Origin of the sequence: Planktothrix tepida PCC 9214 (genome assembly GCF_900009145.1) — a bacterium.
In the GTDB taxonomy this organism is placed as follows: Bacteria; Cyanobacteriota; Cyanobacteriia; order Cyanobacteriales; family Microcoleaceae; genus Planktothrix; species Planktothrix tepida.
On sequence record NZ_LN889768.1, the window covers coordinates 22696 to 29433 of the forward strand.

Below are 6738 nucleotides of genomic sequence, written 5' to 3' on the forward strand. Positions count from 1 at the left end.
ATTGTTGACATAGATGATCCGTCGCACACACCAAGCTTTAAACTGTAATGGGTAGCACCCTAGGATTTTTTAACCGTTAATTGCTGTAAAATATCATATAAATCCTGAGCAAATTGTTTAGGATTCCAAAGAGGAGCTAAAAGTTCAGATTGCTTGGATTGAATTAACTTTTCTTGAACGGATTTCCTCAACGCTTCATCTTGACCGAAACGTACCCCCCAGTTAATATAGTCTTTCCAAGACTCAGCAATTCCTTCTGGAATCGATAATCCTTGTAAGAAAGAATAACCCATCCGCGATAAAAATTGTTCTCCTTTTCGAGTCACCACTGGAACATTAAACCATAATGCTTCTAAGGTATGAGTTCCGCCATTATAGGGATAGGAATCTAAGAGAATATCGGCGATCGCATAAATTTTTCGGTGTTCTTCCTCTTGAGGAAAACGAGGTAAAAATTTAATCCGATGTTTCCCCACCCCCACCGCATCACAAACTTGGCGATAGGTTGAAATCACAACGTCTTGATCCGCCAAACCTTTATAAATTAAAATACTATCAGGAACCTGTTTGAGAATCTCAATTTGAGCTTTTGCTAATTCAGCATTAAATTTTCGACCCGATGCTACACATAAATAGACAATTTGATCAGAACTAATGCGGTAAGATTGTCGAACTTTAATCGGTTCAACTGAATCTCGATTAAAGCCCGAAACCGCCATAAACGAGTTTGGCATCCGTAACAATTGTTCTGTATAATATTTTTCAGTTCCTTGAGGATGAGTATAGGAATCCCCTAAAAAATAAGTTTGATTAGAAATTTGTAACGCATCAAACCCTAACCAAGAAATACAAATGGGAACGGGTTTTTGATAAAAAATATCAGCATGAATTGGTAAACTTAACGCATCTAAATCTAACAGAATATCAATTTCATCAGTCTTAATTTCTTGAATAATTTCTTCCGGTGTGGGTAATCCATTGGGATAGTATTTAGGAATAAAAAATTTATGGGCGATCGCTTCAAATAACGGCGTGCGATCATCCGCTTGTAGGCGATCCGTACAATAGAGATAAAGATTAACCGATAAATTCGATAATTCCCGCAAAACATCTAAACTACACCACCCAACCGAATGGCGATTAAAATGGCTTGATAAAATACCAATTCTTAAGGGAGAATGGGGAAATGAGGAAGGAATCTCATCCGAAACTTGTTGATACTTCGGTTTAAGAATAGTCTCAATATATCGTTTCGTAATTCGATGATGAAGCTTAATATTTTTATTCAAATCATCCCTTAAATAGGGCATACTAAACAGTAAATTAGAATATAGAGATTTGATTTCTACCAAAGTAGTTCGATCTAATTTAGAATACAGTTGAGATTCTAACTTCAAAAATCGTTCTTTAGCAATATAATTTAACCCTGATACTTGATAGGTACTAATATTATAAATTGCTGCCATTATCGGGTCAATTTCACCACAACATTCCACATACCGATCCACGGCTTTTCGGGCGGCTGCTAAATTACTACTATCGCGGTAAATTCCACATAAATGTTGATGCGCTAAGGGCAAATTAGGTTTGAGTTCTATCGCTTTTTCTAAGACCGGAATGGCTTCTTTATATTTACCTTGATGTCGTAACACCATTCCCATCTGACCATAGGCTTCTGCAAAATCCGGCTTTAGTTCAATTACTTTTTTCCAAGTTGCGATCGCCTCTTCAACTTTTCCTTGGAGCGCCAATTGATTCCCTTGATTAAATAGAACTTCAGCCCCACCCAATTGTGGATTTAAAGCTAAAGCGCGTTGTTCTGAAACTTGAGCTTCTGCATCCTGTCCTAAGTGTTTTAAAACTTTGGCTAAATTCCAATGAACAGCAGCTAAATCCGGTTGTAACTTCACCGCTTGGCGATAACTTTTAATGGCTAATTCCAGTTGTCCTTGTCGGTAAAACATACTCCCCAAATTAGCATGAGCTTGGGCTAAATTCGGGTTAATTTGTAAGGCTTGTTGATAAGAACGAATCGCCTCTTCCAGTTGACTTTGAGCTTGATAAATATTCCCTATCGTCACATAAGCTAACGCCCAGTTCGGTTCCATCGCAATCGCCTGTTGACACGCGGTAATCGCCTCAGCATACAATTTCTGAACATAATAACGTTCCGCCACTTCTGTCCACCCTTGGGGACTATCAGGCTGCATGACAACGGGATCAGAGGATTGATTCGGATTCACGGACATTTAGTTATCAGTTATCAGTTATCAGTTATCAGTTATCAGTTATTGACACTCCTAAACCGTGGAACGGCGAGGATGCTTTAGGAAGACACTCATGGGTTGACCATAGTGTAGGAACTAGGATACTACTGTCTGGCTCATTTTTTACAGTTATCACGATTTTTAACTGTACACGGTCAACTGTTAACCGCTAACTGTCCACTGATCTGTTATCCTAGACTGTGACTTATCGGTCTGGACTCCGCTAAATAGGATTATGGTAACTTTGATCCCCTCTAAACTGATGAATTGGAATTGGCAGCAAATGCTTCCTAAACAACTCAAAGCCAAACTCAAACCTCAAGCGATCGCCGGAATGGTGTTACTCACCTTAGCATTTTCCGTAGCGATTGGGAGCCAAAGTTGGGCAAGGAATAAAATTAGAAGTGATTATGAAACCAAATTATTCAATGCAGCGTTAGGATTTACCCTTTATTTTGAAGGGGGATTAAGCGACCATCCCGCCGATATTGGGGGGAGAACTTACCGAGGAATTACCCAAGCTGAATATGATGCTTATCGTTCACAGAGAGGATTACCGGGCTTAGATGTTAGCCAAATGTCCGAAACCGAATTAATCGAAATTTATAATAGTTATTGGCAAGGAAGTGAATCGGCAAAAATGCACCCCGCTTTAGCAATTGTGATGTTTGATACTGCGGTTAACTTTGGAATTAATAACTCAATTACCTTTCTACAACAAGCATTAGGACTGCCTCAAACCGGAACCTTTGATCAACAAACCCGTGAAGCTTTAGAACGTGGCAATAACCAATATACTGCCTTACAAATCGTGAATGAACGGATTTTATATCGTTATAAACGGGTTCAAGAAAATCCGAGTCAAATGGCATTTTTTCACGGTTGGTTAAGTCGGGATTATAGTTTATGGGGTTATGTCGAAAAAATTAAAAATTAAGGATTTTAAGGATTGATTAGTACCAATGCAGTAATGTTTATCTTCATTAAAAATTACAGCTTTGACCCAATGTACTTGATTTTCTGTTAACCAATGCTTTTGGCTCTTTTTCGCAATTGAGATCCCCTTCCCAACTGTCAAGCCATCCCCCCTCATGACTTTGAGAGGTTTATGCAGGTTCGATCATTCATAACATAAATAATTTTAATATATTATACGTTTACTTATAAGCCAAATTTGTATACTCTAGGAAAAGAGCCTAACACAATATAGGAATAAAAACAAACCATGCACAATCCCCTTGAACCCTTACCTGAATTCAAGCCAACCTGGTTAGGACGATTTCGGATTATCAATACCTTAGAAATGATTCAAGACTTAATTGTCATTTCTTTATGTATTGGGCTATTTTGTTTTATGGTCTTGCAACTCAGAGAAATGTTTTTCTCTCTGCTACCTCCCTTAAATTTCCAAGAAGTCACAGCAGATATTTTATTTCTGTTAATTCTGGTTGAATTATTCCGCTTGTTAATTATTTATTTACAAGAAAAACGGATTTCAATTGGAGTTGCTGTAGAAGTTTCTATTGTCTCGGTGTTACGAGAAGTTATTGTGAAAGGGGTTTTAGAAACCGAATGGATTCAAATTTTAGCAACGGGTGGATTTTTATTAGTTTTAGCTGTGATTTTATTAGTCCGTGTTTGGATTCCGCCAACCTTTGAAGGAATTGATCCTGAGCGTCGGATTACGCAGCGTTATAAATGGATACAAACCCCTCAATCTCATACAGATTCAGTAGAAATTTCTTCCCCTAACTAATTGAACCCAGAAATATTAACTCAGTCAGGGCTATTTAATCAATAAAACAGCCTTGGCTTTGAGTACAAAATCAACTCGTGCTGTATTAGCACTAGCTTTTGATGAGATTTATTTTTAATGCCTCTTACAACTTTAAATCCTAGCCAGGAGTTTTAACATTCTCTGCAAATCCAAAGTTAAGGGTTGGAGGTTCTAAATTAGGAATCATGATATCAATCCCTGGGGGTAAAGGCGGTAATTTAGGCGTTCCGGTTTCTGCATCCGTCGTTTTTTCTGCTAATTTGGCAATAAACTCTGACGAGGGAACTTCTGCCACCTTCATCGTATTTAATAATTGAGCTAGTGCCACTTCAATATCATTACGCGGGTCAATAGCAACCCATCCTTGACTGGTAAGTTTTCGCAACTCAAAGTGTAAATGGGGCCCGGTTGATAGCCCGGTACTTCCGACTCGTCCAATCACGTCCCCTTGTTTAACGGTTTCTCCCGGTTTAACAAACAGTTCCGATAAGTGACCATAAAGGGTTTCCTGGGACTTTTCCGTGTGATTGAGGACAACGGCCATCCCATAACCGCCTAACCAATCTGCAATCGACACCTGACCCGAATAGGACGCCACAACGGGAGTTCCTTCATCAGCCCCTAAATCAATTCCCGTGTGAAAACGGCCATAACCGAGAACCGGATGTTCTCGCCAACCAAACAACGAAGTAATCGGTGCTGGAATACTCAAAGGGAAAAGAACGCTAGTATCCCCATTTCCCCGAACCGCCGCAGGTCGTTGGGTGCGATTATAATAAGCCAAACCCGAATTGCTCATGCTGCTCACGGCAATTGGGCCGACTTGAATCGGACTAAACCCACTAACAGCGACTTCTCCAGAGTATGACCCACCTGACCCATAATCAACAGGTTCAGGTTGCCAAGAAGAGGTATAACTTTCTTCAGAACCTCCCGCAAACGTCGGTGAGGAGTTAGCAACAAACCCATTAGAGTCAGAAGCAACCGTTCCCGGATTAACTAAGGGGTTAGGAATTGAGTTATTACTATTACCAATATAGGGAGTATTACCAATATAGGGAGTATTGCCAATATAGGGACTATTTTCTATATTGGGAACTGGATTATTTTCCGCTTGATAGAGTCCAGACGGGTAGACTGGGGAGCATAAATCTCCCGCCGATTGTCCCAACTGTAACGCCGTTTCACATCCGGTTGAACGTTCTGAAAATACAACACTAGAGGGAGCCTCGTACCCATCCGTTGCACCCACTTGATACTCCGTGGGATCAATATAAGCATTCGCCGGAGAATCTGCTGCGGGGGGTGTGTCCGGTAAAACAATCTCTTGTTGTGGTGGGGGGACAATATTAGGAATTTCAGGTTGCGATGGTTCTGAATTATATTCGGTTTCAGGATTATAGGTCGATTCTGGGGCGGGTTCAGAATAATTAGGATCAGGTTCTATAAAGTTATCGGTAACGGGTGCGGGCTCGCTATAAGTAACTTCCGGTTCAACCGGGGGTTCAGCATCAGAAGGAATGGCAGGATCACTATATTCTGTAGTCGTTTGAGGTGTGGCGGGAGCAACCGTTTCCACCGATTCACTCTCCCCAGGAATCGAAAACTCATCCGTAGCAATCACACGGCTACTCAAGAGCAGTAAACCTGTCAGACAACTTAAACCCAAGAGGGCATAACGTCCTGACCCCTGGCGCAAATGCCCAGGCCGGGTTTTGGGGGATGAATATTTTTTAGGGGGGTAACTGGGTTCCGTCATCTTCCTCACACAACCAATGATGATCTAACCGTTTAACTGTAGCCGACACTTATTGTACCGGGCTTCAGGTCAATTTCTTGAGAAAACCCGATTTCGGTTTGGGGATACAGACCCACTCGGAGGTTTCCCTGTTCCGAAATACCGATAATCACACCTTGTTGATCCGCAATCGAGATCGGCTTGCCGATACAAGTTAACAGGTGGGTATAATCCGTTAAGACTTTGTTAATAGTAGCACTGGATAATTGTTGAATGCCTAAATCTAATCCCTGTAAAATTAATGCCGCTAAAAATTCTAGGGATTGAATCGAAGAGATTGTTGCAGAATCAGCAAAAAACGTTTGTAAATTAATCCCGATTTCAGGAACAGGGTTACTCCAGTTAATGCCAACTCCGATTACCGCCTGAGTAATATAATGCTGAGAAATTTTGGTTTCGGTGAGAATTCCCCCCAATTTGCGCTGATTTAAAATTAAATCATTGGGCCATTTGAGTTGAACCGGACAACCGCGATCGCGCAAAATTGTTGCTATACCCCACGCAGAACATAACGTTAATTGCGCTTGTTGAGCCACAGAAAGCTTGAGATCCAAGGTTTTTGATAAAAATAACCCCCCCTGACTCGACTGCCATTGTCGGCCCCACTGTCCCCGTCCAGCCGTTTGTTGTCCAGAGATGACAACGGTTCCTGCTGGTTCACCTTGTTCTAACAGTTCCCAAGCCGTTTGATTTGTAGAAGCTAAAGTATCAAAATAATGAATAGTTGGTAGTAGAGACGTGCCATGGTGCGTCTCCATGAGAGTTTGTAAAGCGGATTGTAAACGGGATAAATTTAGGGTCACAGCAAATTGTTTAATTTAACCCTCTTTTATGACTAAGGGGAATTTTAACGCAGTTATGCCCTTTCAGCCTACGAAAAATCAGGCTTTTCCCTC

The 6738-nt window shown here is 40.9% G+C and carries 5 protein-coding genes; 2 read left to right on the top strand and 3 right to left on the bottom strand.

Features of this window, described 5'->3' with window-relative positions:
• Positions 1-59: 59 nt before the first annotated feature.
• The gene (locus PL9214_RS02925) at positions 60-2249 is read right to left on the bottom strand and encodes an O-linked N-acetylglucosamine transferase, SPINDLY family protein (protein WP_072717360.1); all 2190 of its coding nucleotides are present in this window, start codon (positions 2247-2249) and stop codon (positions 60-62) included.
• A gap of 253 nt (positions 2250-2502) precedes the next feature.
• Here PL9214_RS02925 and PL9214_RS02930 point away from each other — a divergent pair, with 253 nt between their 5' ends.
• Positions 2503-3204 carry a glycoside hydrolase family 108 protein gene (locus tag PL9214_RS02930; protein WP_437126731.1) on the top strand — a complete coding sequence of 234 codons (702 nt, stop codon included), beginning with the start codon at positions 2503-2505 and terminating at the stop codon, positions 3202-3204.
• Positions 3205-3492: 288 nt separating this feature from the next.
• Positions 3493-4023, top strand: coding sequence for a phosphate-starvation-inducible PsiE family protein (locus tag PL9214_RS02935; protein ID WP_072717362.1), 531 nt, complete (start codon positions 3493-3495; stop codon positions 4021-4023).
• A gap of 139 nt (positions 4024-4162) precedes the next feature.
• Here PL9214_RS02935 and PL9214_RS02940 read toward each other — a convergent pair whose 3' ends face one another.
• Both PL9214_RS02940 and PL9214_RS02945 read right to left on the bottom strand, forming a co-directional pair.
• Entirely contained in the window at positions 4163-5803 is a 1641-nt protein-coding gene (locus tag PL9214_RS02940; RefSeq protein WP_072717363.1) for a M23 family metallopeptidase, read from the bottom strand.
• A gap of 32 nt (positions 5804-5835) precedes the next feature.
• The gene (locus PL9214_RS02945; protein ID WP_245824156.1) at positions 5836-6645 is read right to left on the bottom strand and encodes a biotin--[acetyl-CoA-carboxylase] ligase; all 810 of its coding nucleotides are present in this window, start codon (positions 6643-6645) and stop codon (positions 5836-5838) included.
• Positions 6646-6738: the final 93 nt, after the last annotated feature.

What these genes read in the sequence shown, in the direction of transcription:
- PL9214_RS02930 (WP_437126731.1), top strand. Translation starts at nt 2,503, where the DNA reads ATGGTAACTTTGATCCCCTCTAAACTGATGAATTGGAATTGGCAGCAA.
- PL9214_RS02940 (WP_072717363.1), bottom strand. Translation starts at nt 5,803, where the DNA reads ATGACGGAACCCAGTTACCCCCCTAAAAAATATTCATCCCCCAAAACC.
- PL9214_RS02925 (WP_072717360.1), bottom strand. Translation starts at nt 2,249, where the DNA reads ATGTCCGTGAATCCGAATCAATCCTCTGATCCCGTTGTCATGCAGCCT.
- PL9214_RS02935 (WP_072717362.1), top strand. Translation starts at nt 3,493, where the DNA reads ATGCACAATCCCCTTGAACCCTTACCTGAATTCAAGCCAACCTGGTTA.